The 24,083-nt window shown below is 72.1% G+C and carries 20 protein-coding genes; 10 read left to right on the forward strand and 10 right to left on the reverse strand.

The genetic code is table 11. From position 1 onward, the window contains the following. Positions 1–111: 111 nt before the first annotated feature. The 4 genes from PT931_RS16405 (at position 112) to PT931_RS16420 (ending at position 7,190) form a co-directional block, all read left to right on the forward strand. On the forward strand, positions 112–2,688 hold the full coding sequence (locus PT931_RS16405) for a fibronectin type III domain-containing protein (RefSeq protein ID WP_456246608.1): 2,577 nt from the start codon (positions 112–114) through the stop codon (positions 2,686–2,688). Between the two features lie 74 nt (positions 2,689–2,762). Continuing rightward, positions 2,763–3,749 carry an AAA family ATPase gene (locus PT931_RS16410; protein ID WP_456246609.1) on the forward strand — a complete coding sequence of 329 codons (987 nt, stop codon included), beginning with the start codon at positions 2,763–2,765 and terminating at the stop codon, positions 3,747–3,749. A 37-nt stretch (positions 3,750–3,786) separates the two neighbouring features. Beyond that, positions 3,787–4,923: a DUF58 domain-containing protein gene (locus PT931_RS16415; protein ID WP_456246610.1), complete on the forward strand. Its 1,137-nt coding sequence runs from the start codon at positions 3,787–3,789 to the stop codon at positions 4,921–4,923. After that, a complete protein-coding gene (locus tag PT931_RS16420; RefSeq protein ID WP_456246611.1) occupies positions 4,917–7,190 on the forward strand; it encodes a DUF3488 and transglutaminase-like domain-containing protein in 2,274 nt (757 codons plus the stop codon). The genes PT931_RS16415 and PT931_RS16420 overlap by 7 nt, the downstream gene beginning before the upstream one ends. Positions 7,191–7,329: 139 nt before the next feature. Here the strand turns inward: PT931_RS16420 and PT931_RS16425 are convergent, their stop codons facing one another. Next, entirely contained in the window at positions 7,330–9,396 is a 2,067-nt protein-coding gene (locus PT931_RS16425) for a protein kinase domain-containing protein (RefSeq protein ID WP_456246612.1), read from the reverse strand. Between the two features lie 156 nt (positions 9,397–9,552). On the opposite strand from PT931_RS16425, the gene ettA reads away from it, so the two are divergent. The 4 genes from ettA to PT931_RS16445 all read left to right on the forward strand — a co-directional run bounded on the left by ettA (position 9,553) and on the right by PT931_RS16445 (position 13,071). Then, entirely contained in the window at positions 9,553–11,229 is a 1,677-nt protein-coding gene (gene ettA / locus PT931_RS16430) for an energy-dependent translational throttle protein EttA (RefSeq protein WP_456246613.1), read from the forward strand. Next, positions 11,222–11,617, forward strand: coding sequence for an acyl-CoA thioesterase (locus tag PT931_RS16435; RefSeq protein ID WP_363728106.1), 396 nt, complete (start codon positions 11,222–11,224; stop codon positions 11,615–11,617). Before ettA ends, PT931_RS16435 begins: the two co-directional genes overlap by 8 nt. Beyond that, complete coding sequence (locus PT931_RS16440) at positions 11,614–12,318, forward strand: hypothetical protein (protein ID WP_456246614.1); 705 nt, start codon at positions 11,614–11,616, stop codon at positions 12,316–12,318. Before PT931_RS16435 ends, PT931_RS16440 begins: the two co-directional genes overlap by 4 nt. Positions 12,319–12,549: 231 nt before the next feature. After that, on the forward strand, positions 12,550–13,071 hold the full coding sequence (locus tag PT931_RS16445; RefSeq protein ID WP_456246615.1) for a YbjN domain-containing protein: 522 nt from the start codon (positions 12,550–12,552) through the stop codon (positions 13,069–13,071). A gap of 169 nt (positions 13,072–13,240) precedes the next feature. Here PT931_RS16445 and PT931_RS16450 read toward each other — a convergent pair whose 3' ends face one another. From PT931_RS16450 to PT931_RS16475, 6 genes are all read right to left on the reverse strand, one after another. Then, a complete protein-coding gene (locus PT931_RS16450; protein WP_456246616.1) occupies positions 13,241–14,659 on the reverse strand; it encodes a M1 family metallopeptidase in 1,419 nt (472 codons plus the stop codon). A 185-nt stretch (positions 14,660–14,844) separates the two neighbouring features. After that, positions 14,845–16,287, reverse strand: a complete 1,443-nt coding sequence (locus PT931_RS16455; protein ID WP_456246617.1) for a M1 family metallopeptidase — start codon at positions 16,285–16,287, stop codon at positions 14,845–14,847. Between the two features lie 34 nt (positions 16,288–16,321). Next, a complete protein-coding gene (locus tag PT931_RS16460; protein ID WP_456246618.1) occupies positions 16,322–17,578 on the reverse strand; it encodes a delta-60 repeat domain-containing protein in 1,257 nt (418 codons plus the stop codon). A gap of 30 nt (positions 17,579–17,608) precedes the next feature. Next, a complete protein-coding gene (locus PT931_RS16465; protein WP_363728112.1) occupies positions 17,609–17,992 on the reverse strand; it encodes a globin in 384 nt (127 codons plus the stop codon). 4 nt (positions 17,993–17,996) lie between these two features. After that, complete coding sequence (locus PT931_RS16470) at positions 17,997–19,298, reverse strand: MFS transporter (RefSeq protein ID WP_456246619.1); 1,302 nt, start codon at positions 19,296–19,298, stop codon at positions 17,997–17,999. 165 nt (positions 19,299–19,463) lie between these two features. Next, positions 19,464–20,411, reverse strand: coding sequence for a mechanosensitive ion channel family protein (locus tag PT931_RS16475; protein ID WP_456246620.1), 948 nt, complete (start codon positions 20,409–20,411; stop codon positions 19,464–19,466). A 146-nt stretch (positions 20,412–20,557) separates the two neighbouring features. Between PT931_RS16475 and PT931_RS16480 the strand changes: the two genes are divergently transcribed. Beyond that, the gene (locus PT931_RS16480; protein WP_456246621.1) at positions 20,558–21,109 is read left to right on the forward strand and encodes an HNH endonuclease; all 552 of its coding nucleotides are present in this window, start codon (positions 20,558–20,560) and stop codon (positions 21,107–21,109) included. Positions 21,110–21,221: 112 nt separating this feature from the next. On the opposite strand, the gene PT931_RS16485 is transcribed toward PT931_RS16480, so the two are convergent. From PT931_RS16485 to kynU, 3 genes are all read right to left on the reverse strand, one after another. After that, entirely contained in the window at positions 21,222–21,851 is a 630-nt protein-coding gene (locus tag PT931_RS16485) for a class F sortase (protein ID WP_456246622.1), read from the reverse strand. A gap of 10 nt (positions 21,852–21,861) precedes the next feature. Next, on the reverse strand, positions 21,862–22,353 hold the full coding sequence (locus PT931_RS16490; protein WP_456246623.1) for a hypothetical protein: 492 nt from the start codon (positions 22,351–22,353) through the stop codon (positions 21,862–21,864). A 139-nt stretch (positions 22,354–22,492) separates the two neighbouring features. After that, the gene (gene kynU, locus PT931_RS16495) at positions 22,493–23,749 is read right to left on the reverse strand and encodes a kynureninase (RefSeq protein WP_456246624.1); all 1,257 of its coding nucleotides are present in this window, start codon (positions 23,747–23,749) and stop codon (positions 22,493–22,495) included. A 59-nt stretch (positions 23,750–23,808) separates the two neighbouring features. Here kynU and ctaJ point away from each other — a divergent pair, with 59 nt between their 5' ends. Next, positions 23,809–24,078, forward strand: a complete 270-nt coding sequence (gene ctaJ, locus PT931_RS16500) for an aa3-type cytochrome oxidase subunit CtaJ (RefSeq protein ID WP_363728119.1) — start codon at positions 23,809–23,811, stop codon at positions 24,076–24,078. The last annotated feature ends 5 nt before the right edge of the window (positions 24,079–24,083 follow it).

The raw sequence follows: 24,083 nt of genomic DNA on the forward strand, positions 1-24,083 counted from the left end.
CCGTCGATGACCTTGACGGAGGACTTATGATGACGACGGTTCGGGGCCGAGATGGTGACGGAGGGCCGCGGGGGCATGACGCGCACAAAGGGAAAGAACCGTAGGTCAGGGGTGGTGGTCACCCTGACGGTGACGGTGGCCATGCTGGCCGCCGTGGCCCTGACGGTGCTCGGTCTGGGCATCGCGGACAAGGCCGTGGCCGTCTACGACGCCAGCTCCTGGGTGTGGAGTGTCAAGAAGGGCGAGCTCGGCCGGGTCAACGGCGTCAAGGGCACCGTCGACACCCGTACCAAGGTCAAGGACTCCGAGGGCCACAATGTCCAGGTCACGCAGAGCGACCGCTACCTGATCATCCGTGATCTGGAGACCGGCAAGATCAGCTCGCTGGACCTGACCACGCTCCAGGTGACGGCCACGATGGACGCGCCCGTCGGCGTCGGGATCACCCTCGCGCTGCACGGCGACGTCGCGTTCGTCATCGACAGCGTCCAGGGCGCGGTGCGCCAGGTCGACCCGCTGACCCTCAACCCCAACGGCCAGCCCCTGCGCTTCCCGGTCGGGCTGCGCAGCGGCGGCTTCGACGTGGACGGCCGGCTGTGGCTCGCGGTGCCCAGCGAGGGCACGGTCGTCTCGGTGCGGTCCGCGAAGAAGGGCTCCGACCCGACCGTGGAGCGCACCGTCGCGGCCACCGACCCCCGGCACGACATCTCACTGTCCGTCCTGGACAAGGGGGTCGCCGTCCTCGACCAGACCGCCGCCGCGCTGGTCACGATCCGCGACGACATCGTCCGCACCATCAAGATCCCGATGCGCGGCCCGGGCGCGGTGTCCGACCGCACCAGCGGCAACGACATCCCGGTCACGGTCTCCGACGACCGGCACATCTACGTGGTCCGCTCCGGCACGGTCCGCGAGTTCGAGGTCAAGGCCGACCAGGGCCGCGCCCTGGAGCCCGCCGTCGCGTGGGCCGGCTGGTTCTACGTGGCCGACAAGCTCGGCGACCTGATCTACGTGCTCGACGGCGACGGCAACCAGGTCGACCGGCTCGCGATCAAGTCCGGTGGCGGCGGCGTCGACCTCGACGTCCGCGAGGGCCACCTGTTCATCAACCCGCCGTCGGGCGGCGAGGCCACCGTCATCGACGACAAGCACAAGCCGACCACGGTGCCGAAGTTCCCGAACACCGTGCCCGGCGGCGACCCGCCGCCGCCCCCGCCTCCGCCGCCACCGCCGCCGCCACCGCCCGTGCCGGTTCCCGAGAAGCCCGGCGCGCCGGCCACCGTGAGCGCGCTCGCCGGCAACGCCGAGGCCCGGGTCAGCTGGGGCCCCGCGAAGGAGAACCTGTCCCCGATCGTGAAGTACGTGATCGAGGGCGGCCCCAAGCCGATCGAGGTCGGCGGCAGCCAGCAGACCACCACGGTCACCGGGCTCACCAACGGCACGACCTACACGTTCCAGGTGCACGCGGTGAACGGCATCGGGGCGGGCGCGAAGCGCGCGTCGAACCCGGTGACCCCGTCCTCGCAGACCCCGGACCCGCCGGCCAGCGTGACCGCCCAGGAGAACAAGGACGGCACGGTCAAGGTGACGTGGCCCGCGGCGAACGGCCAGGGCCACAAGATCGTGCAGTACCAGGTGACGGGGTACGCGGCGGGAGGCGCCACCGTGGACCTCGGCAAGGCGCCCGGCACCGAGCTGACCGTGCCGGACAAGAAGCTGAAGTACGGCACGCAGTACAGCTTCAAGGTCGTCGCGCTGAACGACGTGGGCGGGGCCAGCAAGGAGTCGGCGCAGAGCAACACGGTCACGCCGTTCAACAAGCCGGCCGCCGTGACGAACCTCAACGCGGCCACGGACACCGCCAAGGCCGGCGCCGTCAAGGTGAGCTGGACGGCGGCCGTGGCCAACGGCCGGAAGATCGACAGGTACGTGGTGACGGCCAACGGCGACTCCAAGAACGTCACGAGCACGTCGACCGACCTGGCCGGCTTCGGCGAGGGCGAGGTCGTCCGGGTGACCGTGCACGCGGTCAACGAGGCCGGCGACGGCCCCAACGCCACCGACACCGCGACCACGATCAAGCGCCCCGCGATCACCGGCGGCGCCGTGACCGGCAACATCAGCTCGGCGAGCGTCTCGTTCTCCGTGAACGACGGCGGCGCGGCGGCCTCCTGCCGGATCGACTTCAGCGGCCCGAACGGCGCGACCGCCAAGTCGGGCAGCTGCAACAGCTTCTCCGTCGGCGGCCTGTTCGCGGGCGCCGGCTACAACTTCACCGTGCACGCGGCCAACGCGGTCGGCGAGGTCACCTGGGCCGGCAGTGTCAACACCGACACGGTCAACGGCTCGATCTGCGGCGGTACGAGCTGCTCGAAGGTCGAGATCCGGGTCGACCCCTGCTACCCGAACCCGGCGGGCGGCGCCGGCAACGGCTGCTCCACCCACGGCGGGTACAGCGACAACGTGTCGGCCGGCTTCCGTGGCAACATGAACAGCGGCGCGGGGCTGAACATCTTCTGCCAGCTCGACTCGGGGCAGGCGATCACGAACCAGGGCGGGACGAGGAGTTCCGTCTGGGTCAAGATCCGCAACGCGCCGAGGGGCGAGGGCTTCCTGCCCTGGGTCTGGTCCGGCACGGGTGGCAACATCCGCGACGGCCTGGCCAGCTGCGGCGCCAAGCCGAACTGATCACGCGCCGCGCGGGAGCGCCCAGCACCCCGCGCGGTGGAGAACAACCGCACCACCTTCAAGGAGCAACTGACGTGACCGCGCCCCATCCCCTGACCCCGGCCGAGACGCAGGGCTACGCCAGCGTGTTCGCCCGCCTCGCCGACAATGTCGGCTCGGTGGTGCTCGGCAAGCCCGAGGTGGTGCGCCTGGCGCTCACCGCGCTGTTCGCCGAGGGCCACGTCCTGCTGGAGGACGTGCCGGGCGTCGGCAAGACGACCCTGGCCAGGGCCATCGCGGCGTCGGTGCGCGGCAAGTGGCGGCGGATCCAGTTCACCCCCGACCTGCTGCCCTCCGACGTGTCCGGCGTGACGATCTTCAACCAGGCGAGCCGGGAGTTCGAGTTCCACCCGGGCCCGGTGTTCGCGAACATCGTGATCGCCGACGAGATCAACCGGGCGTCGCCGAAGACCCAGTCCGCGCTTCTGGAGGTCATGGAGGAGCGCTACGTCACGGTGGACGGCGTCCGGCACCCGGTGCCGCGGCCGTTCCTCGTCGTCGCCACCCAGAACCCGGTCGAGATGGACGGCACCTACCGGCTCCCGGAGGCGCAGCTCGACCGGTTCCTGATGAAGCTCTCCGTGGGGTATCCGAGCGAGGAGGTCGAGATGGAGGTCGTCCGGGGCGGGGCCGCCGGCCGCTCTCCCGACTACCTCCAGCCGGTCACCGACACCGACACGGTCGCCCAGCTGGCCCGCCTCGCCCAGCGGGTGTACGTGGCCGACGCCCTCTACGCCTACTCCGTCCAGCTCGCCTCCGCGACCCGCAAGCACGCCCAGGTCCGGGTCGGCGTGAGCCCCCGTGGCGTGATCGCCCTGGTCCGCGCCGCGCAGGCGTTCGCGCTGTCCGACGGCCGGGCCTACCTGCTGCCCGAGGACATCAAGGCCCTGGTCGAGGCGGTCTTCGCGCACCGCCTGCTGCTCAGCCCGGACGCGCAGCTGCGCGGCGTGACCGCCACCGCCGTCCTGGGCGAGGTCATCGAGGCCGTGCCCGTGCCGCAGCCGGCCGGGGTCACCCAGTGACGTCCCGCACCGCCGCACGGCCGGGGTGGCGCTGACGATGCGGGTCACCGCCCGCGGCTGGGCGCTGGTCGGCGCCGGGCCGGTACTGCTGCTGTCCGGCTTCCTCTTCGGGTACCCGGAACTGGCCGTCCTCGGCGTCGTCGCGCTCGCCGCGTTCGCCGTCGCGATCGGCATCGTGAGCCTGCGGGCCGCGCTGACCGTCGGTCGCCACCTCGACCCCGACCGGGTCACCCGGGGCGAGCCGAGCACCGTGCACCTGACGATCCGCAACGACAACCGGTTCCGGGGCATGACCGTGATCGCGACCGACCGCTGCGGGCCGGCGGGCATCCCCGTCCCGCTGCTGCGGCTGCGCCGGGGCCACGAGACCCAGACGGTGTACCAGGTGCCGACCTCCCGCCGGGGCGTCGTCGACGTCGGACCGCTGCGCATCGTGCGGACCGACCCGCTGGGCCTGGCCGAGGTCGCGCGCTCCTACGGCGCCACCGGCCGGGTCTGGGTGCACCCCGTGGCGCACCCGATCCGGGCGGTGCCGGCCGGCATCGCGCGCAGCCTCGACGGCCGGGTCGACAAGGTCCCGCACGGGCACGTCACGTTCGACAACCTGCGCGAGTACGTGGTCGGCGACGACCTGCGCAGCGTGCACTGGCGCACCTCCGCCCGGGTCGGCGAACTGATGGTCCGCGAGCACACCGACACCAGCCTGCCCGTGATGGTGGTCGTACTCGACGACCGGGCCGACGCGCACACCCCGGAGTCGTTCGAGGAGGCCTGCGAGGCGGCCGCGTCGATCGTCATCGCGGCGCTGCGCGAGGGGCTGCACGTGCGGCTGCGTACCGTGAGCGGCTCGGAGATCTCGGGCACCCAGGGCCGCAACGTGTTCCTGGACCTGCTGGCCGAGGCCACCCTGGGCGCCGCCGAGGCCGACCTGACCCCCGCCGCGGACCGGCTGCGGATCGGCCGGCTGGGCGACACCCTGATCTTCCTGACCGGGCCGGGCGGCGTCGAGGACGTGCGCCAGGTGGCGGCCCTGCGGGCCCAGTACCCGGTGATCGTGGTCGGTCTGATCGGCGCGCCCGACGCGACGCCCACGGCGGCCCCCGGCCTGCTGGTGCTCGCGGCGGCGGACGCCTCGGAATTCACAGTCGCATGGGACGGAGTCGGACGATGGTGACGAGACTGGCGCGCGGCGCGCTCCCGGTCGTCATCCTCCTGGCGCTGACCGGGCTCGCCGGCCTGGCCGGGGCGCGGGTCTACGCCGAGGGGCCCATGCTCGGGCTGCTGCTGGGCGCGGCGGCGGGCTCGATCCTGCTGAGCACCCTGCTGCGGCCGGTGCCGAGCTGGCTGGTCGCGCCGGTGTCGATGCTGGCCCTGGGCGGGTACACGCTGCTGGCGGTCAAGCTGACCATGCGCGCCGACGCGGACACGACGCTGCTCTCGGCGTACCTGGACGCGGCCCGCAACGCCATGCCCCGGCTGCTCACGGCGGCGGTGCCGGTCGAGGCCGCCCCGGACACGGTGCTCGTGCCGATCGTGGCGCTGTGGACCGCCGGGCTGCTCGGCGCGGAACTCGCCGGGCGCGGCGGCCGGCTGCTGTTCGGCGCGCTGCCGCCCACCGTCGCCTACGCGGCGGCCCTGGTCCTCGCCGGCCCGAACGCGCAGCCGGCCCTGTGGCAGCCCCTGACCTACGCGGCGGTGTGCGCGGTGGGCCTGGCCCTGACCGCCCGGCAGCGGACCACCGCCCCCGTCGTGGGCGGCGACCAGCCGACCGCCCCGAAGGACCGGGTGTTCCAGCTCCGGGCCGTCGGCGGCGCGGCGGCCGGGCTCGCGGCGATGCTCGCAGTGGCCGTCGCGGCCGGTCCGCTCGTGTTCGGCGGCGTCGACCGGGAACCGCACGACCCCCGGACGGCCGTCGTCCCGCCCCGCGAGGACGCGCTGGACGCCAACCCGCTGATCCGGATCTCCGGCTGGGCCGCGCAGCCCACCCAGCACCTGCTCGACGCGGAGCTGCCCGGGGACATGCCGATCCGGCTGGCCGTGCTCAGCGAGTACGACGGCGTGACCTGGAAGGTCGGCGCGGACTACCGCAACGCCGGCAAGGTGCTGCCCAGCGTCACCGGGCCCGCCACGACGGGCAAGTCCAGCGTGGTGAAGCAGAGCTACACGGTCGCGGAGCTCGACGGCGGCCTGGTGCCGGCCGTGAGCACCCCGAACCGGATCGACAACCTGCGGGTCGCGTTCGACAGCCGCAGCGGCACCCTGTTCAAGACGGACGGGCTCGGGCCGGGGCAGAAGTACCAGGTGCAGTCGGTGTACACCAAGCCCGACGTGAACCTGCTCTCCGTGTCCGACGTGCCGAGCGGCGAGGCGTACGCGCGCTACCTCAGCGTGGGCTCCACCCTGCCGACGGACCTGGTCAACATGGCCAACCACATCACGGAGAACAACCCGGGCGCGTACGCGAAGGCCTACGCGCTGCAGGGCTTCCTCGCCGAGCACTACAAGTTCAACGCCAGCGCCGCGAGCGGGCACGCGATGCCCAACCTGCAGTTCTTCCTCACCAAGACGGTCGCCGAGGGTGGCCGGCAGGGCACGTCGGAGCAGTTCGCGGCGTCCTATGCGGTGCTCGGGCGGATGATGGGGCTGCCGACCCGGGTGGTCGTCGGCTTCAAGGGCCGGGCCGGCAAGCATCCGGTCCTCGCCTCCGACGCCACCGCCTGGCCCGAGGTGCTCTTCACCGGGGTCGGGTGGGTGTCGTTCGACCCGATGCCCCAGGACCAGAACACCAAGCCGCTCGAGGACGACTACACCCCGCCGCCGCCCACCAAGACGCCCTCGGTGCCGCCGTCCCAGGTCTCCCAGTCGCCGCTCGCCTCGACCGCGGGCGCCCCGGACGGCTTCGTGACCGCCAAGGACCCGATCCTGACCGCGCCGGTGCTGCTGATGTCCACGGGCGTGCTGCTGCTCGGCCTGATGCTGTTCGGCGCGCTGGTCGTGGGTCTGCTGCGCCGGTCGCGGAGCGGCAGGAGACTGCGGTCCGGCTCCCCGCCCGAACGGGTACTCGGCGCGTGGCTGGAGGTGCGCGACGCGATCCGGCTGGCCGGGCACACCCCGCCGCCGCACCTGACCGCCAGCGAGATCGCGCTGTACGGCTCCCTGATCCCGGTCCGCCGCAGGTCCGCGGGGCACGGCACGCCGCTGCCGTCGCTGGACCAGCTCGCCGAGCTCGTCAACGTGGTCGGGTTCGCGCCCGGCCTGGTGGGGGAGGCGGAGGCGCGGTTCGCGGTGGAGCAGTCGCAGGCGTACACCCGGGCGCTACGCAACCGCCGGTCGCTGCTGTACCGGCTCGCGTGGTCGTTGAGCATCCGGCCGTTGCTGTGGAAGCCGAGCCGGCCGGTGGTGGCGGAGCCGGGGCTGACGCCGGTGGGGCCGCGCGCCTGAGGTCCCCGGCGCGCGACCGGCTCCGTGCCTGACCGGCCCCGTGCCTGACCGGCCCCGTGCCTGACCGGCCCCGTGCGTGGCCGGCCCCGCGCATGGCCGGCTTTCGCGTCGCCCCGGCAGCCCGCCGGCTGGACCGGTCTCAGCCCCGGGTGGCCGACGGTGACCTCGTGGCCGAGGGCGCCTTCGTCGGGGCCTTCGACGCGCCCGCACTCGGCAGCGCCCGCTTGGTGCACACCTCCCCGGCAGGGGCGATGTTCGCGCCCGGGTACACCGTGGCGACGACGAAGCAGTAGTCGTAGTTGGCGTTCAGGCCGCCCTTGAACTCGTGCGTCGCGACCCCGGCCTCCAGCACCACCGGCTGGAGGGCGGGCGCGGTGTCCCCGACCCGGTGGCTGGTGATCGTGGTCGGCGCGCGACCGCCCGAGTTGTCCACCCAGCTGATCACGATCGAGCTGCCGTCGGGGCTGTCCTTGAGCGTCACGTTGGTCGGCGCGCCCTGCTTGGTCACGCCGATCGTGCCGGTGGCGTCGGGGGTCGGCGTGTCGGTGGTGCCGCCGGAGTTCAGGGCGACGATGCCGCCGACGATGAGCACGATCAGGACGATGGCCGCCGCGCTCAGGCCCACGATCAGCCGGTTCGAGCCCGGGGGCGTCGGCTGCTGGTAGACCGTCGGGCTGACGGGCACCGGCGGGTACGTCCCGGGCGGCGCGGACACCGGCTGCGGCGAGTACGGCTGGGCGGAGACGGGCTGCCCGGAGACCGGGGCCGGGCTGAACGGCGCGGGGCTGAACGGCGCCGCGTCGGCGTACCCGGACGGCTGGTGGGTCGGGGCGGCCGGCTGTGGCGCGAAACCCGACGGTGAGCTCGACGGCGCGGGCGCGAACGGCGGCTGCGGGGCGAACGGCGACCGGGGCGCGTGGGTCTCGGGGGCGCTCGGCGTGCGGAACACCCCGGGCGGCCCGCTGACCGGCGGGGACGAGATCGGGGCGACCGGCGCGTTCAGCGGCGCGGCGGTGAACCCGGTCGGCCCGGACGTCTTCTTGCCCTCGGTCTCGGGGGCGTCGTTGTGCGGCGCGACGGCAGGGGAGGCGACGTCTCCGCCGGCGAGGGTGGTGTTCTGCTGCTGCCACTCGGGGACGGGGTCCCAGGTCTTCCTGGGCGGCCCGCCGGTGTTCTCGCCGGGAGCGGGCCACATCGGCCACTCGGTGTGCCCACCGGCGTGCACGGGCGGCCCGGGCTGCCCGGTGACGGGCCCCGCGGCCGGCCCACCCGTGGTCTGCGGCGGCGCGAACGGCGAGGCCGGCGGCGCGAACCCCGTACTCGCCGCGGTGTTCGCCACCGCGATCGAGGACGCGTTCGTGGCCGCCGAGGACGTGGCGTTCATCCCGTAGGAGTGCCGCCGCAGCGCCTCCGCGAACGCCATCGCCGAGGTGTGCCGCTCGGCCGGGTTCTTGGCCATCGCCCGGGTGAGCTCCTCGTGCAGCCACTCGGGGACGTCGTCGCGGGGCACCCGGGGCACCGGCTGGTTGAGCACCCGGTCCCGGAAGGCCATCGGGTCGTTGCTGGCGTTGGGGTCGGCGAACGGCGGCCGGCCGGCGAGCAGGTTCCACATCGTGGACGCGAGGCTGTACAGGTCGGACGAGCCGCTCTGCGCGCCCAGCATGAACGCCTCGGGGGAGGCGTGGTGCGGGGTGAGCTTGCCCATGGTCATGGTGCCGGCGAGCGCGTCGGGGGCCCGGGCGATGCCGAAGTCGGCGAGCGCCGGCCCGAACTGGGAGCGCAGGATGTTCGGCGGCTTGACGTCGCGGTGCACGATGCCGGCCTGGTGGGCCGCGTGCAGGGCCTCGCCGATCTTCATGCCGACCTCGAGCACCTCGGGCACGGTGAGCGGGCCGCGCTGCTTGAGGATCTGCGCGTAGGAGCCGCCCTCGCAGTACTCCATGACGATGTAGGGGTTGCCGTCCGGGGTGTTGCCCGTGTCGATGATGCTGACGATGTGCGGCTGGCTGGACAGCGCGACGGTGGTGGCCAGTTCCTGGTCGACGGTGGCCTGGGTGGTCATGACGTCGTCGATGAGGAGCACCTTGACGGCGACCATGCGGTTGAGCCGGGACTGGGTGGCCCGGAACACCAACGCCGTGCTGCCGTTGGCGATCAACTGCAGGTCTGAGTAGCCGGGAAGGACCGGGATCATCGGGCTGGACACGTGCCCATTGTGCTAGTCGTCGGCAAGGTTCGGTAGCACGGTCCGATCACGAGTACCTTTGCGAGGTTTGTCCTAGTCCTCAGGCCGGGGAGCAGCCGTTATCCGGAGCGTGGAAAGATTGATGGCAAACCCATGACTCTCGGAGGCAGTGGCACCGTGGCGCAGTACATCTTCACGCTCGAAAAGGCGCGCAAGGCGCATGGTGACAAGGTCGTCCTCGACGACGTCACGCTGAGCTTCCTGCCCGGGGCCAAGATCGGTGTCGTCGGGCCCAACGGAGCCGGTAAGTCCACCCTGCTCAAGATCATGGCGGGTACGGAGCAGGTCAGCAACGGCGAGGCCAGGCTGATGCCGGGCTACACCGTCGGCATGCTGGCCCAGGAGCCGAAGCTCAACGAGGAGAAGACGGTCCTCGAGAACATCGAGGAGGCCGTCGCCGAGACCAAGGCGAAGCTCGCCCGGTTCAACGAGATCGCCGAGCTGATGGCCACCGACTACTCCGACGAGCTGATGGAGGAGATGGGCGTCCTGCAGGAGGAGCTCGACCACGCCAACGCGTGGGACATCGACTCCGTGCTCGACCAGGCCATGGACGCGCTGCGCTGCCCGCCCGGCGACGCCGAGGTCGGCCCGCTGTCCGGTGGTGAGCGCCGCCGGGTGGCCCTGTGCAAGCTGCTGCTGGAGGCCCCCGACCTGCTGCTGCTCGACGAGCCCACCAACCACCTGGACGCCGAGAGCGTGCTGTGGCTGGAGCAGCACCTGGCCGCCTACGCGGGCACCGTCATCGCCATCACGCACGACCGGTACTTCCTCGACCACCTCGCCGACTGGATCCTGGAGCTCGACCGGGGCCGGACGTACCCGTACGAGGGCAACTACTCCACCTACCTGGAGAAGAAGGCCCAGCGGCTCGTGGCGGCCGGCCGCAAGGACCAGAAGATGCAGAAGCGCCTCACCGAGGAGCTCGAGTGGGTCCGCTCCAACGCGAAGGCCCGCCAGACCAAGTCCAAGGCCCGGCTCGACCGGTACGAGGAGATGGCCAACGAGGCCGACAAGACCCGCAAGCTCGACTTCGAGGAGATCCAGATCCCGCCGGGCCCGCGCCTGGGCAACGTGGTGATCGAGGCGAAGGACCTGGTCAAGGGCTTCGGCGACCGGACCCTGATCGAGAACCTCAGCTTCTCCCTGCCGCGCAACGGCATCATCGGCATCATCGGCCCGAACGGTGTGGGTAAGACCACCCTGTTCAAGACGATCGTCGGGCTGGAGCAGCCGACCGCGGGTTCGGTGCGGGTCGGCGACACGGTCTCGCTGTCCTACGTCGACCAGAACCGGTCCGGCCTCGACGGCGACAAGACGCTGTGGGAGGTCGTGTCCGACGGGCTCGACCACATGATGGTCGGCAAGGTCGAGATGCCGTCCCGGGCGTACGTGGCCGCGTTCGGCTTCAAGGGTCCGGACCAGCAGAAGCCGACCAAGGTCCTCTCCGGCGGCGAGCGCAACCGGCTCAACCTGGCGCTGACCCTCAAGCAGGGCGGCAACGTGCTGCTGCTCGACGAGCCGACGAACGACCTGGACGTCGAGACCCTGTCCTCCCTGGAGAACGCGCTGCTGGAGTTCCCGGGCTGCGCCGTGGTCATCTCCCACGACCGGATGTTCCTGGACCGGATCGCCACGCACATCCTCGCCTGGGAGGGCGACGAGGAGAACGAGGCGAAGTGGTTCTGGTTCGAGGGCAACTTCGAGTCGTACGAGAAGAACAAGATCGACCGGCTCGGGGCCGACGCCGCCCGGCCGCACCGGGTCACGCACCGCAAGCTCACGCGTGACTAGGCATCTGTACGAGTGCCCGCTGCGCTGGTCCGACATGGACGCGTACGGGCACGTGAACAACGCGCGCTTCCTCACCCTGTACGAGGAGGCGCGCGTCGCCATGTTCTTCGTGGACGTGCCGCTGCCGGAGCTCAAGGACGGCGTCGTCGTGGCCCGCCACGAGATCGACTACCTGTTGCCGGTGGGGCACGAGGCCAAGGTGCGGATCGAGACGTGGATCGAGGAGATCCGCAACAGCTCGTTCGTCGTGGCCTACGAGCTGTTCGCCGACGGGAAGCTGGCGAGCCGGGCGAAGACGGTGCTGGTGCCGTTCAACCTGGCGCACCAGGTGCCGCGCCGGGTGACGGCCGTGGAGAAGGCGTTCCTGGAGAAGTGGCGGGAGTCGTGAGCGACCTGGGCGCGTTCTGTGCCCGGGTCGCCCGGTTCGACCCCGCGACCCTGGTGCGGCTCAGTGCGGGCGCGGTGTGGGCGCGGCTGCCGTTCGACGTGCTGGTCACCCGGCCGATCGCCGGCCCCGCCCCGACCGGCTCCGCCCCGACCGGCCCCGCGCAGGCCGGCTCCGCGCAGCCCGGTCCGGCGTCGACTGAGCCCGCGCCCGCCGGCCTCGCGTCTGCCGGCCCCGCACCCGCCGGCCCCACGCCGGCAGGCCCCGGGACCACACCGGGAGCCGCCGTCGACGCCACCTACCGCGTCGACGAGCTCCTCGCCGACCTCTCCGGCACCCCGCCCCTCCGCGACACCGAATGGCGCGGCGCCCTCCCCCTGGCCGCCGGCCGCACCCTGGAGGAGATCCCGGCGGCCGAGCTGCGCCGGGTCGCCGAGGCCGCCGCGGCGACCCTGAAGGCCGCCCCGCCGACCCTCGGCGAGCGCCGGGTCCGCGACGCGCTCCTCGACCATGTCGCGATCACGGTCACCACGGACGACGGCGAGTCCGCCGAGATCCCGGTCCGGCTGGTGCTCGGGCTGACCCGGATGGGTTTCCTCGGCGAGACCCCCGTGGCGGTCCGCCGCAGCGGCGGGTGGACGGGGCTCGTGGGGGAGTTCGGCGCGGCGTGGTACCGGCCGGCACTCAGTTTTCTCACCATCTGAGCGGTCACGGTCCGCCAGCGCTCCGTCGCGTAGGTGGATCACGGTGCGGCCGAACGGACCATTCGGGACAACCCGAAAGTACTAGTCGGGTACTTGCCCGATCGGACCCCACCGAATGTCCGAAATGATACGTACGGTGGAGAAGGTCATGCAGATTCGGGGGCTGACAGCCCCAGGTTTGTCCGGGTAGCGTCGGGGCGGCATGAACCGTCCCGATGTTAGGAGTGAGTCATGGCGTGGTGGCGCTGGGGTCACGACAACCCGCACCGCGAAGAGCCGGAGACCGAGGGTGGCCTCCGCCTCCAGCTGCCCCGGCAGCGTCGCGGCACAGGGGCGGTCGGCCCGGTCACCATGGAGCGGATCGGAGCCTCGCTGTCCCGGCAGGAGATCCGGCACCTCACCGACGCCGACGGCGCGCTCCTCGCGCTCTGGGAGCGGCACGCGGTCCTGTTCACCCTGGAGGGCCCCGACGACGAGATCCTCGTCGTGCGGGCCCGCGCGCACGCCACCACCCCGCAGGAGTGGTCCGAGCGGGCGTATGCGGCGGCCAACGAGTGGAACCACGCGCGCCGCTTCATGAAGGCCTACGTCGGCGACCCGACGGAGCGCGGCGGCCTGCCGTTCTACGCGGAGATGCAGGTGCCGTTCCTCGCGGGCGCGCACGACGAGCTGATCGACGAGCTGATCGACTGTGCGGCCGCCGTCGCCGCCACCTACGTCGACTGGCTGCACTCGGACGCGGGCGTCCTCTAAACCACTTTTTCGGGTACGCGTCCCCGACGGCGCCCCCACCTCGACGGCTCCCGGCAGGTCATCCCGCCGGGAGCCGCTTCGTGGCGTCTCCACCGGCCCGCGCACCCTCACCGGCCCGCGCACCCCGCCCGGCGGTCCGAGCACCCCTCCCGCCGGCCCCGCGCCCCGGTCACGGGGTCGTCGGCGAGTCCAGCCACTTGTCGATCAGCGCCGTCAGGTCGCGCCCCGTGTGCTGGTTCACGAACGCGGTGAACGACGCCCGGTCCTGGTTGGAGTTGCGGTGCTGCCCGGTCCAGTCCCTGGCCAGCGCCCAGAACGCCTCGTCGCCGACCAGTTTGCGGATCTCGTGCAGCAGCAGGGCCGGGCACATGTACACGTTGCTCTCGGCGAAGTTCCCCGGCTTCGGGTTGCCGGGCGGCCCCGCGAGGGTGCGCAGCTCCTGGTCCCGGGCGCGGGTGTCCCGGGCCCAGTCGTCGATGTCGGTGTGTGCCCGTTCGGCCTCCCAGACCCGCTGGATGTACGTCGCCCAGCCCTCGTTCAGCCACACGTGCTGCCAGGTGGTCGGCGTGACGCTGTTGCCGAACCAGTGGTGCGCGTACTCGTGCAGCAGGACCCCCTCCAGCGCCGTGATCCGGGTCTTCGCGCCCAGGGTCACCATCTGCTGGGTCTCCATCCCGGACTGGGACTCGACGAGGACCACCCCGGCGGTGGGGAACGGGTACGGGCCGAGGCGTTGCTCCAGCCAGGCGATCAGGGTGGGCGACCGTTGCAGGAAGGGCAGGCGTTCGGCGTCGCCCTGCGGGGTCCAGTAGGTCATGGGCAGGCCGCCGGGGCCGGTACCCGTCGTCTTCTGGAACTTTCCGACGGCCAGCGTGGTCAGGTAGCTCGCGACGGGGTCGGCGGAGGTGTAGCGGTACGTGTCGCCCTCGACGGGCAGCGGGGTGCCGCTGGCGACGCCGGCCCAGCCCGGGGGCACGGTGACTGCGATGTCGTAGAGGGCCTTGTCGGAGGGCGTGTCGTTCACGGGGTACCAGGTGAACGCGCCGTACGGCTCCTGCATCGTCCACAGGGCGCCGTCGGACGCGATGGTGAGGCCCAGGGGTCCCGCGTCGGCCCGGTGCGAGGGCATGGGGGTGGTGACCGGGGTGCCCCGGTAGCGCACGACGAGGGTGGCGCGCTGGTCGGCGGCCAGGGTGCCGGGCACGGTGAGCTTGTCGGCGGCGAGCGTGCCGGTGCGGGGCGCGCCGTCGAGCGTGATCCCGTCGAGCGCGTAGGCGGCGGAGAAGTCGAGGGCGACGGCGTCCAGGGCGCGGACGGCGCGGACCGTGAGGGTCGCCGTACCCGTCAAGGTCCTGGTGGTGGGGGACCAGGCGAGGTCCAGGCGGTAGCGCAGCACGTCGATGCCGGGATTGCCCCGGTTGGGGTAGATCGGGTCGGCGACCGGGGCCGACAGGCCGGCCGAGTCCGGCGCCGGGCTGGTCGGGACGACCCGCGGCGGGTCGGTCCGGACGGGGCTGGGTGTGACGGCTGTGCATCCGGCGGCGAGCAGCGCCGAGCTGACGGCGATGGCGATGGATGGACGACGCATGCCGCGACCCTACTTTCGCAAGGTCGCGGCAGCGTCACACCCCGGTGCCGAAGCGGGACGCCGCGCCCTGCAGGGCACGGACCCCGCAGCCGTCCGGGCACGAACCCGAGGCCCGGCCGGGCACGAACCCGAGGCCCGTCCGAGCGCGAACCCGCGGCCCGGCCGGCCCCGGAGCCCCGGAACCGTTACGCCGGGGTCGTCGGCGAGTCCAGCCACGTCGTGATCAGGGCCGTGAAGTCCTGCCCGGTGTGCCTGTTCACGAACGCGATGAACGACGCCCGGTCCTGGCTGCCCTTGCTCTGCCCGATCCAGTCCCGGGCCATCGCGTAGAACTTCTCGTCCCCGACCGCCTGGTGGATCTCGTGCAGCATCGCCGCCGGGCACAGGTAGACGTTGCTCTCGGCGAAGCTGTCGGCCTTCGGGTGCCCGGGCGGGCCGACCTTGGCCCGCAGGTCCGCGTCCCGCTTGCGCAGCCAGGTCTCCAGCTGCGCGTCGGTGACGTGGTCGCGCTCGTCCTCCCAGAGCAGCTGCGCGTACATCGCCCAGCCCTCGTTCAGCCACAGGTCGTTCCAGTTGGAGGTGGTGACCGCGTCGCCGAACCACTGGTGCGCGTACTCGTGCAGCAGGTCGCCGTCCATCACGTTCGGCAGCCGCGACCTGTCGGCCACCTTCGGGATCCCCATCGTGATCATCTGCTGGGTCTCCATGCCCGACTCCGACGCGACGAGCACGATGCCGCCGCTCGGGAACGGGTACGGCCCGAACTTCTTCTCCAGCCACTCGATGTACTGCGGTGACTTCCGCAGGTACGACAGGATCATCGGGTCGGTGTCGGCCTTGTACCAGTAGGTCAGCGGCAACCCGTGCGGCCCGGTGGCCGTCTCCTTCTGGAACCTCCCGACCGCCAGCGTGGTCAGGTAGCTGGCCACCGGATCCTTGGACGTGTACCGGAAGGTGTTCCCCTCCTGCCTGTCCGGGGTGCCCGACGCGATGGCCGACCAGCCCTCGGGGGCGGTGACGGCGAAGTCGTACAGGGCCCGGTCGGACGGCTGGTCGTTCGCCGGGTACCAGGTGAACGCCCCGTACGGCTCCTGCATCGTCCACAGTTCGTTGTCGGCGGTGACCGTCAGTCCGAGGCCCTCCGCGTCACCCCGGTGCGACGGCATCTTCACCGTGGCCGGCGTGCCGTGGTACTTGACCACCAGCGTGACCGGTTTGTCCTTCGTCAGCGCCGCGGGGATCGCGAACTTCTCCTTCGCCACACTGCCGGCGCGCGGCTGCCCGTCGACGGTCGTCTCGTCGAGGGTGTAGTTGGCGAAGTCGAGCCGGATCTCGGCGAGGTCGGCCAGCGGGCGGATCCGCAGGGTGGCGGCGCCCGTCAGGGTCCTGGTGGTCGGGTCCCAGGCCAGGCCGAGGCCGTAGTGCAGGACGTCGAGCTGGGGGTTGCCGCGCTCCGGGTACACCGGGTCGGCGACCGGGGCGGACCGGCCGGCGTTCCAGGCGGCGTAGTCCACGGCCGGGGCCTTCGACGCGGCGGCGGTGGCGACGGGGGCGGGCCCGGGGTCGGTGGTGCAACCCGCGAGGGTCAGGGCCGCGAGGGACGCGGCCAGCAGAGAGGTGCGACGCATCGGGCGAACCTATGCGCCGGAAATCGCGGGATGATCACGGGACGAGCGGGAAGAGCCCCAGCCGGGCGTGGTACTCGCGACCGAGGTGTTCAGTGTCACTCCCCACCAGCAGCCCGCCGTCGAACGGGAGGAGCGCCTCGGTCCCGATGCCCCGGTCCTTGGTCGGGTTCCAGGACAGCGCCCGCCCGGTGTCGGGGTCGATCGCGCCGATCCCGGGCCGGGACACCGCGCCGGCCCCCGGGTACTTGTTGCCGTACGGGTTGTCCAGCCACTGCTGGTGCCCGCCGACGTACACGGCCGCGTCCGTCACCGCCACCGACAGCAGCGTGTTCCCGCCCGTGTGGTTGACCCACACCGGTTCCTGACCCGCCCCGCCACCGGTGTCGAACCGGGACGCGCTGTTGCACATCCGCTCCGGCCCGGCCGCGTGCCCGCTGGCGACGATGACGAAGTACGAGCCGTCGGCGGAGACGTCGATGTTCCGCAGGTAGGTCTCGTAGTCGGGGCTGCACGTGGTGTTCGCGACGGCGTCGGTCGACCAGGGGGCCAGTTCTGCGCGCGCGCCGTCGGTCCGGGCCACCGCGATCTGGTACCGCTCCTGTCCGGACACCCGGGTGAACGTGCCGTCGAACACCAGGGTCCCGCCGTCCTCGCTCACCGCCATCGACTGCACCCAGACCTTGCCGTCCGGGCGGGCCAGCCCCAGGTCGAAGTCGGGGTCCACCCGGCCGGTGGTGGTGTCGACCCGGGCCAGCGCCCGCCGGGACACGCCGCCGAGGGTGGCGAAGTCGCCGGCCACGTACAGCCGGTCGCCGCGGCTGGCCAGCGCGCGGACCAGCCCCGCGCTGTCGTCGATGTTCGTCCGGAAGCCGGTGTCCAGGGCGCCGTCGGCCCGGAGCTGGGCCAGGCCGTGCCGAGGCACGCCGTTGACCCGGTGGAACTCCCCGCCGGCGTAGACGGAGCCGGCCGCGCCCGGGGCCAGCGCCCGCACCGGCCCGTCCACCTGTGGGGCGAACGGCAGCACGTGGCCGTCGGCGAGGCTGAAGGCGAACAGGTTGGACCGGCCGTGGTCGCGGCCGTCGGCGTCCTGGACCGCCGTGAACTCGCCGCCCACCACGACGGTGTCGCCGAGCACCGCGAACGCGTACACCGCGCCGTCGAGGACGTGCGGCGTCCAGTCGACCGGGTCGACGGACACGACATCAGGGTGGACGAATCCCGCCCGGGCGGGGGCGATGGTGAACAACCCGGCGGCGAGGATGGCTGTGAGGGTCAGCAGTCGGCGGCGCATATTGGATCAACGACCCAAAGCGCCCGAAAGCTACTCCTCCTCGTCGAAAGTGTTGACCATGAAGTAGGCGGCCTTCTCCATGTAGTCCCAGAGCTCGGTCTCCTGGTCCTTGGGCAGGCCCAGCCCGTCGAGCGCCGCGCGCATGTGCCGCAGCCAGGCGTCGCGCTCGGCGGGGCCGACCCGGAAGGGCACGTGCCGCATCCGGAGCCGGGGGTGGCCGCGCTGCTCGGAGTACGTCTTGGGGCCGCCCCAGTACTGCTCCAGGAACATCCGGAACCGGTCGGCGGCGGGGCCCAGGTCCTCCTCCGGATACAGCGGCCGGAGCAGCGGGTCGTCCGCCACGCCCGCGTAGAACGCGTCGACGAGCCGCCGGAAGGTGTCCGAGCCGCCCACGGCGTCGTAGAAAGAGGTCACGCCCCTATCCTGCCAGCTTGCCCGTGGCCCCGTTCGCGGCCTGCGTCTCGGCGATGGCGGCGTTGATCACCTCGGGGGCGGGCCAGGCGGCGCTCGCCACCAGCATCAGGACCGCACCGCCCGCGCACCACGCCCCGATCACGTACGGCACCCGGGTGATCTGGGTCAGCGAGCCGGCCACGAGCAGCGCCGCGCCCTGGGTGAGCTGCATGCCGGCGGCCATCACCCCGAACGCGCGCGCCCGGTGGCTGGCCGGCAGCGACTGGACGAACAACGCGTTGGCCAGCGGGTTGAACCCGCCGAACATGAAGCCCGCGAGCGCGACCATGGCCAGGACGACCGGCAGCGGGGGGTTGAGCAGCGCGGGCACGAGGACGAGGGGCGCGAGGACCACCAGCGGGCGCAGCGCCCGGCGCCGGGTCTCCGGGGACATCACCCGGGGCAGCAGCAGGCCGCCGAGCGCCAGGCCGGCGGGCGCGGCCGCCATGATCAGGCCCTGGGACCGCCCGTCCGGGTCGAGCTCGGCGGCCCAGCCGGCCGCGAGGCCCTCGGGGACGGCGATGAACGTCAGCCCGGCGAGCACCACCAGCGCGATGGCCCGCAGCACGGGCCGGCCGAAGACGATGCTGATCCCCTCGCCGGTCTCCCGGAGGATGTGCCGGGGCGTGCCCTCCGGGACGGTGGACCTGCGCCGGGAGACGGAGAGCGCGAGCAGGAGCGCGGAGATCCCGAAGGTGGCGGCGTTGAGGCCGAGCGCGATGTGCGCGTTGATCGCGGCGAGGACGCCGCCGGTCACGTAGCCGAGGATCTGGATGGCCTGCAGCGCCGAGCTCTGCGCGCCGATCGCCAGCACGTACCGGTCGCCGGTGAGCACCTGGGGGAGCAGCGCCGAGCGGGCCGCCTCGAACGGCGGGCTGAGCATCGCGGTCGCGAACAGCAGGACGAAGATCATCCACAGCGGGGTCCGGGGGAGTGCCACGATCCCGACCAGCGCCATCCGAGCCAGGTCACAGACGATCATGACTCTGCGGTACGGATACCGGTCCGCGAGCGCCGCCAGCACCGGCCCGCCGGCCAACCAGGGCAGGTACGACAGCGCGAACGCCGCCGCCGACGTCAGCGGCGAGTGGGTGAGCTGGAAGACCAGGGCCGTGATCGCGGCGCGGGCCACGTAGTCCCCGAACCAGGACAGCGCGCTGGCGCCGAAGATGCCGCGGAACTCCCGTTCGGCGAACACCTGACGGTAGGTCGCCGGGCGCGCGGGCACCTCCGACTCAGTGGCGGGGCTGCGCGGCTGGTCGGACACGGGCGATGGGGTCCTTCCTACGGCGACGCGTCAGGGGTGTTGGTGCTACTACTCGTTCCAGAGTTTGCCTGATTGGCCGACATTACGGTAGTCCGAACGGCTGATGGCTCACGGAGTGCGGACATTGACATCTTATCGATGCCGAGCCGCAACCAACTTGTTCGACTACTCCGGACGGTGGGGCGCCCGACCGGGGCCGATCCGGGAGGAAATGCCGGCCGCGTCGAGGGCCGCCGTCACCTGTCCTCGCAGGTCACGGCCTATCCGCCACTGTGCCTCGGAGGAGGTCTTCGCGGTCACCCGGACCACGGCTCCATCGATGGTCAGTTGCTCGACACCGAGGACCTTGGGCGGTTCGAGGAACTCGGCGGCGTTCTCCTCCTCGGTCGCGAACTCCTCGACGGCGACCCGGATCACCTCCATGGCCTCGTCCACGCCCGCGTAGCCGACCGGGATGTCGAGTACCACCGTCGCCCAGCCCTGGCTCTTGTTGCCGACCCGCACGATCTCCCCGTTGCGCACGTACCAGACGACGCCGCGCACGTCCCGGATCGTGGTGACCCGCAGCCCGACGGCCTCCACTGTGCCGCTCGCCTCGCCGAGGTCCACGGTGTCCCCGACGCCGTACTGGTCCTCCAGGAGCATGAACACCCCCGACAGGATGTCCTTGACCAGACTCTGCGCGCCGAAGCCGAGCGCCACGCCGGCGATGCTGACCGTGGCGAGCACCGGCCCGAGGTTCAGCCCCAGCTCCGCGAGGATCATCATCGCGGCGACCACGCCGATGATGGCGCCGATCGCCGACTTGAGCAGCGAGCCGATCGTCTCCGCCCGCTGCGACCGGCGCTCCGACAGCAGCCCGGACTCGAGCAGCGCGGCCTTCTCCTTCAACGGCTTGAGGATGGCCGGCATCGAGCCGGTCGTGACCCGCTTGATCATCCGGCCGATCAGCCAGCGGATCACCAGGGCGACGAGAATGATCCCGATGATCCGCAACGGCTTCACCAGGAGCCAGTTGCTGCTCTGGGCGACCCAGGAGTTGTTGGTCTTCTCCCAGACGATCCAGCAGAAGGTGTCGTGCGCGCAGGTCGGCGGAGTATCGGAATCGATCATCCGCCTTTCGTACCGCATGGGCCTCCGGGGTGTTCGGGCGGGGTTTGCCGAAAAGTTCGACCACCCGTCCGATAAAAGACACGTGCATTCGGCACTAATGTCGGGGAGGATAGACGCAGCTCTACGCTCTCACGCGGAGGTGCCAGATGGGAGAAGGTCCGCCAGCTACCCGCTCCGTCGCGTTACTTCTCAACGCGACGTATGAGCCCCTCTGTGTCATCTCCGTACGAAGAGCCGTGATTCTCATTCTCACCGGCAAGGCCGTGTGCGTCACCGACGGCGACGGCCTCATGCACTCCGAGCGCGAGCTGCTCGCCGTGCCCTCGGTGATCAAACTGACCCGGCACGTCCGGGTGCCCTACCGCGCGCACGTCGGCCTGACCCGGCGCGCCGTGTTCGCCCGCGACGGCTGGCACTGCGCCTACTGTCGCGGCCCCGCGGAGACGATCGACCACGTGCTGCCCCGGAGTCGGGGCGGTCGTCATATCTGGGAGAACGTGGTCGCCGCCTGCGCGCGGTGCAACCATCGCAAGGCGGCCCGCACCCCGGCGGAGATGGGCTGGCGGCTGGCCACGCCCCCGGCGGCCCCGCACGGGCCTGCCTGGCGGATCCTGGGGCACCGGTCGCCCGATCCGCGCTGGAAGGACTGGCTGCGCACCCCGGACTACGCCGACCAACCCGCCGCCGCGGCGGCCTAGACCCTCCTGACGGGTACGGGCGCGGCCCGACCTCCAGCGCGGGCCGCCACACGCGGCGCCCGCCGGCCCGCCCCGCGCCCCTTTCCGGGCGCCCGCCGGCCCGGCCCGGTGCTCAGCGCGTCCTCGCCAGGCTCGCGAACACGACGATGTTGTCCGCGTAGCCCAGCTCCCCGCCCACGTACGCCCCGCCGCAGGTGATCAGCCGCAGCGTGGGCCCCGTGTACTCGCCGAACACCCGCGCCGTGGGGAACCTCGACTTCGGGAACCGTTCGACCCCGTCGACGTGGAACACGGCCACCTTGCCGTCGGTCCGGGACACCTCGACCAGCGCCCCGGGCTTCAGCTCGCCGAGCTTGTAGAACACGGCCGGGCCCTTCTTCCCGGACACGTGCCCGACCAGGATCGCGGGGCCGACCTCGCCGGGTGCCGGGCCGGGCCGGTACCAGCCGGCGATCGTGGGTTTCTCCAGCGACGGCACCCCGACCTCGCCCTTGTCGAGGCCGACGGTGACGAGGGGCGCGTTGACCCCGATCGACGGGATCTTCACCCGGGTCGGGTTGGCCCGGCGCAGCGGCGCGACGGAGAAGAGCGGCGCGGGCCGGGCGCGGACGGCGCTGGCGGGGTCGGGGCCGGTGGGCGCGGAGGCCCAGCTGCCGAGCCCGGCGCCGACCGTCCACACGCCGAAGAGGACGAGCAGCCCGGCGCACGCGGCGAGTAACCGCGAACCCCGGGCCGCCGGCACAGCAGTTCCGCTACGCGTCGCGGCGCCGCCGCCAGGCGAGCAGCCCGACGATGCCGCCCAGGCCGGCGATCCCGACGCCCGTGGCGGTCATGACCGCGCCGGAGCCGCCGTCGAGCGCGATGCCGCCGGTGTTGGGGCCGTGGCTGGGGGTGGGCGCGGCCTTGTACACGTACAGGCTCTGGGTCGCCTTCACGTCGCTGCCGTTGCAGTTCGCCGTGATGGTGTAGACCCCGGTGGCGGCGTCGGCCGGGATGACGACGTTCGCCCAGACGGAGTTGTTGCCCACCGACTGGTTGAGTGTCACCGGGCCGACGGTCGACGGCGAGAACGTCGCGGTGGCGGTCTGGCCCTTGCAGTTGTTGGCCGTCAGCTTCACGGTGCCGCCGGTCTGGATCAACTGTGGCTCGACCACGAGCGCGATGTTGTCGGCGGCGAGGGCGGGTGTGCCCGCCCCCAGCGCCAGGATCGTCCCTGCGGACAGGGCGGTCAGTAGCCGTCGCATGCCTCCCCCTTCGGTGGGCCTAGGGAGATTAGAGCATTTTTAGGGGTACATCGGGGAAGTCCCCCAATATCCACACAGAAGTATCCGCACTCTGCCCATCGGGGCACTTCTGCTGCTATGTGCCCCGGGGAGGCTCCCGCTATGTGACCCGGGCGCGCTCCGCCGGGAAGCCGTCCTGCTCGCCCGCCGCCACCAGGTCCCGGAGCCGGGCGAAAGCGTCGAAGACATCGGTGTGCCGGGTGTACAGCGGGGCCGGGCCGATCCGGAGCCGCTCCGGGGTCCGGAAGTCCGGGACCACGCCCCGGGCCTGCCACGCCTGGCAGATCTGCCACGCCTGCTTGTGGTGCAGGGTCACGTGCGCGCCCCGGCGGGCGGCGTCGCGGGGCGTGGCCAGGGTGAAGCCGAGCGGGGCCAGCCAGGCGTCGTGCAGGGCGATCATGAATTCCGTGAGGCTCTGCGCCTTCGCGTAGATCGCGTCGATGCCCGCCTCGGAGGTGAGCTTCGCGCCCTCCAGGGCCCCGTACAGGCCGGCGACCGGGGGCGTGCCCACCAGGAAACGGTCGATCGAGTCGGCGGGGGAGTAGTCGTCGCCCATCTCGAACTGGTCCCGCTGGCCGAACCAGCCCCAGATCGGCTGCCGCAGGGCCGTCTGGAGGTCCTCGCGGACGTACAGGAACGCCGGCGCGCCCGGCCCGCCGTTGAGGTGCTTGTACGTGCAGCCCACGGCCAGGTCCACGTCCGCGTCGGTCAGCGGTACGGGCACCGAGCCGGCCGAGTGCGACAGGTCCCACAGCACCAGGGCGCCCACCCCGTGCGCGGCGGCGGTGATGCCCGCCATGTCGGCGATCGCGCCCGACCGGTACGCCACGTGGGACAGGGAGACCAACGCCACAGTGTCGTCGAGGGCCGCCACGACGTCGGCCAGGGACACCCCGGCGTCGATGTCCGTGCGGATCTTGCGTACCCGCAGGCCACGGGCCTCGGCGAGCCCGGCGAGCACGTACTGGTCGGTCGGGAAGTTGTCGTCGTCCGTCACGATCACCCGCCGGTCGGGGCGCGCGTCGAGGGCGGCAACCGCCAGTTTGTACAGGTTCACGGTGGTCGAGTCTGAGACGATCACCTCACCCGGCCGCGCCTGCACCACCCCGCCCGCGAGGACGTCGCCGGCCTGCCGGGCGAGCTCGATCCAGGTCGACCAGCCCCGGATCAGCCGGGTCTGCCACTCCTCCTCGAACAGGGTCCGGAGCCGCTCCAGGGTGGCCTTCGGCGGCCTGCCCAGGGAGTTCCCGTCCAGGTAGATGAGCTGATCGTCGGTGCCGAGCGCGAACCGGTCGCGGAAGGCGGCCAGCGGATCGGCGGCGTCGAGGCGCTCGGCGGATGCACGTTCGATGATCACGGTGGGAATACTAAGCCCCTGGCCTCGCGGGTGGCACGGTCTCCGATACCGTGACACCCATGTTTGGATATTCGATGAACACGGTGCTGTTCGTCGTCGGAGGCGCGCTCGGCGTCGTCGCGTTGGTCTACGCCATCGTCTACGGTTCCAGCTCCCGCCAGGCGAAGCGGTACCGCCCGGGGCGTTCCTTCGAGTTCGCGCCCGTCTGGTTCCTGGCCCAGCCCGAGCTGCTGGTGACCGGGCAGGAGTCGCGCGCGAAGCTTCCGGCACTCACCGGCGTCCAGCCGGCCGCAGCGGGGACGAAGGGTGGAGCCAGTGGCAAGTGGTAACGCTC

Source organism: Longispora urticae (genome assembly GCF_053902585.1).